This window comes from Arthrobacter sp. Y3223164, assembly GCF_059091005.1.
Genome location: NZ_JBNHGF010000312.1, coordinates 1 through 3,235, shown reverse-complemented (window position 1 = coordinate 3,235; position 3,235 = coordinate 1). Strand labels below are relative to the sequence as shown.

General features: G+C 68.3%; 3 protein-coding genes and 2 riboswitches. All 3 genes read right to left on the bottom strand.

Features of this window, described 5'->3' with window-relative positions; all coding sequences use genetic code 11:
• Window positions 1-72: 72 nt before the first annotated feature.
• Window positions 73-867 (bottom strand): NlpC/P60 family protein, encoded by a 795-nt coding sequence (locus tag AC5RUJ_RS13160; RefSeq protein WP_494128091.1) that lies wholly within the window; start codon window positions 865-867, stop codon window positions 73-75.
• 4 nt (window positions 868-871) lie between these two features.
• A riboswitch (cyclic di-AMP (ydaO/yuaA leader) is annotated at window positions 872-1,040 on the bottom strand.
• 542 nt (window positions 1,041-1,582) lie between these two features.
• Window positions 1,583-2,206: an NlpC/P60 family protein gene (locus AC5RUJ_RS13155; RefSeq protein ID WP_494026290.1), complete on the bottom strand. Its 624-nt coding sequence runs from the start codon at window positions 2,204-2,206 to the stop codon at window positions 1,583-1,585.
• A gap of 103 nt (window positions 2,207-2,309) precedes the next feature.
• Window positions 2,310-2,482: riboswitch (cyclic di-AMP (ydaO/yuaA leader) on the bottom strand.
• 117 nt (window positions 2,483-2,599) lie between these two features.
• Window positions 2,600-3,235, bottom strand: a 636-nt coding sequence (locus tag AC5RUJ_RS13150; RefSeq protein ID WP_494155978.1) for a M23 family metallopeptidase, incomplete at its 5' end; no start/stop codon positions are given.

Genomic DNA, 3,235 nt, shown 5'->3' with positions numbered 1-3,235 from the left:
CGGCCCCGGTGCGCGCGCTGGGCGTGCACCGGGGCCGGCGGGACGGTCGCTGTGGACCGGGAAGGCTGTTGCCTAGTTGACGCGGATGGCTACGTAGCCGGATCCGACGTCCGCGCTGGCCAGTGCCGTGGTGTAACCGGTCCAGCCGCCGTGGATGGCCTGGCCGTTGCCCACGTAGATGGCGATGTGCGCAACACCTGCTCCGCCGTCGGAGTAGTAGAGCAGATCGCCCGGCTGCGGGGTGGAAACCTGGGTGCCGTAGCTGAAGAACTGTGCGGGTGCGAGGTCCCCCACCGAGAAACCGGCGGCGCGCAGGGCCTTCTCCACCATGGCGGTGCAGTCCTGCGAGATGCCGATCTGGCCGTACGCGGAGGACACCAGCGTGGAGGCCACGCCGCTGGCGGAAGCTTCGGCCTTCGCCGGGGCTGCCTTGGCTGCGGGAACGGCGGCGGCTGCCTTGACCTCGACCGCGGGAGCGGCGGCCTGGACGGCGCCCTGTGCGGTGTCTGCGGCCTCCTCGACGACCGGGGCCACTTCCTCGGCCACGGCTTCGACGACAGGCTCGGGCTCCGGGGCCGGAGTGGACTTGATGGCGGGACGCGAGAAAGTCAGCTCCACGGCACTCGAAGCCTGGACGGTGTCCACCTGCACGCGGCTGGGTACGGACACGGTGGATGCGGTGCGTTCGATGGAGGTTGACTGCGCGGGAACCGCGGCGGTCAGGGCCAGTCCGGACGCGGCAGCGATCACGGCTGCCGAGCGACCCATGGATCCGGCATTGGACGAGACGGCTTTGGAAATCGTCTCCAGCGGGTTGGTGCGGACGGAAACGGCGCGGTGGCGCCCCGTAGCGGTGTCATTGAACACGTTAAAGGCCTCTCCCAATGCCTGCGAGGTGAGCTGTCGGATTCGGATGGGAGTGCATCCGGCCGCAGCCCTCCCCGGCAATGCCTGAGAGTGCTGGCGACTTAACCCCAAGGGTTCCTGTACGGAACCCGAATTTGGTTCCCCCGCCTCTGCCCGCGAAGTTTTTTGCGAACGGACTCCGGACGGTGGCAGAGCTCGGCAATCCACCCGGAGGTCCCAGCCGTTTGGCAACTGGCACGCGTTAGAGCGTATACGATCAATCACGCATTGTCACATTCTGATCACGGCGTGGTGATGTTTTGATTACGACAGCCCTCGGAGCCCTGCTTCCTGACGGTTCCGGGACGGGGCTGGTACGAAAGGTGCACCGTGCGTTTCGGGGCTGCGCACACGTTCCAAGCGCCGTTGTCGCGCGGGTCTTCCGAACGGGTCATCCGCGCCCGTTTCCGAGCAGAGGTTCCGCGCGGCTCCGGACCCGACTTCGCGCACGGGTCTTCCGCGCGCCGACCGGACCCCTTCTTCGCGCCACTCCTGGGCAGGTCTGCCGCGCGCTGTGTCCGCGCGCCGCTCCGGACCCGTCTTCGCGCGCCGGTTCCGTGCCGTCTTCGCGCGCCGCACCCGCGCCCCGTTTCCACCCAGGTCCTCCGCACGCCGTTTTTAACGCCCGCAGCGCGCCCCGAAGGACGCGCCGCGAGAAGGCCGTGACAGGAAGTGCTTAGCCCGCCGGACGGATGAAGACCGGGCCGGAGCCGATGTAGGCGCTGCCCAAGACAGTGCTGTAGCCCGCCCACCCGCCGTGGACCGCCTGGCCGTTGCCGACGTAGATGGCCACGTGGGCCACGCCGGCACCGCCGTTGGCGTAGTAGATGATGTCGCCGGGCTGCGGGGTGGCCACCTGTGTGCCGTAGGCAAAGAACTGCGCCGGGGCGAGGTCGCCCACCGCGAAGCCTGCCGCGCGCAGGGCGTTCTCGACCAGGGCCGTGCAGTCCTGGGCGACCCCGATCTGTCCGTAGGCGGCCGCGACGATGGCGCCGGCGGCTCCGCTGGCGGCAGCCTCGCCGGCCTTCTTGACGGTCTTGGTTTCGTTCGACCCGGCGTCGTTGCCGGTCGTGGGGTTGATCTCGTTGGAGACGGCCTGGACAACCGGCTCCGGTGCGGGGGTTGAGGTGATCCCCGCGCGTTCGAAGGTCAGCTTCACGGCTGCGGAGGCCTGCACGGCCTCCACCTGCACGCGGGCCGGGGCCTCGACCCCTCGGTCAGCGCTGACAGCCTGGGCCGGGATGGTACCGGTCAGAACCAAGCCGGTAGCGGCGGCGATCACCGCACCCTGACGTCCCATGGTTCCCGCATTCGCGGACACAGCCTTGGAAATCGTCTCAAGCGGGCTCGTGCGGACGGGGGTCGCACGATGGCGGCCCGCAGTAATGCTCTTGGACACGGTCTGTACCTCTCCCAAATGCCTGCGAAGTGAGCTGTCGGGTTCGGATGGGAGTTCATCCGGCCGGTCGGCTGCGGGCTGGTGGCCCAGGCCTGATCGGCTTTACCCCAAGGACACCGTGCGATGTCCGGGAAGTGGTTCCCCCGCCTCTGCCATGCGATTCGGTGCGAACGAACTTCGGGCGACGGCAGAGTTCGGCATTCCGCCCGAAGGTGCCAGCCTGTTGACGACTGGCACGGGTGAAACCTTATAACAGTTTGCGGGATGTGTCACGTTCCGATTACGGCGTGTTCATCACAGCCAGCCGGTGGGGTCCACCAGCTTGTCGTTGACCATCACTTCGAAGTGGAGGTGGCAGCCGGTTGAGGCGCCGGTGGTGCCGCTCTGGCCCACCATCTCCCCGCGCTGCACGGTGGCACCGACGGACGTGTCAATGGTGCTCAGGTGGTTGTAGGTGGTCTTCAGGCCGTTGCCGTGGTCCACCACGATCCGGTTACCGCCGCCGCCGACCTGGAAGCCCGCCTCGATGACGGTTCCGCCGGCCGCTGCGTGGACCGGGGTGCCGCAGGCTGCTCCATAGTCCTGGCCGGTGTGCAGCTCCCCGGCGTAGCCGGTGATGGGGCTGACGCGGTAGCCGAACGGCGACGTCATGGTCAGCTCGTCCATCGGCTGCGAGAGGGAGCCTTCGCTGCTGACGACCTTGGCATTGCTGCCCGAGGCGACCATGACCTGCTTCAGCTTCGTGTCCGGGTCGAATTTGCTGGTCAGGCCGGCACGCTCGAACGTCAGCCGGGCTTCGGTGGCGGCGGAGATGCTGCTGGCGGCCGGGGCATCCTGCGGGGCGTCGGCGGTGGCGCCGGCCGTCGTCGGCAGCATCACGGTCAGTGCCATCCCGGAGGCGGCTGCAACGATCGCTGTCTTATGCCCGAC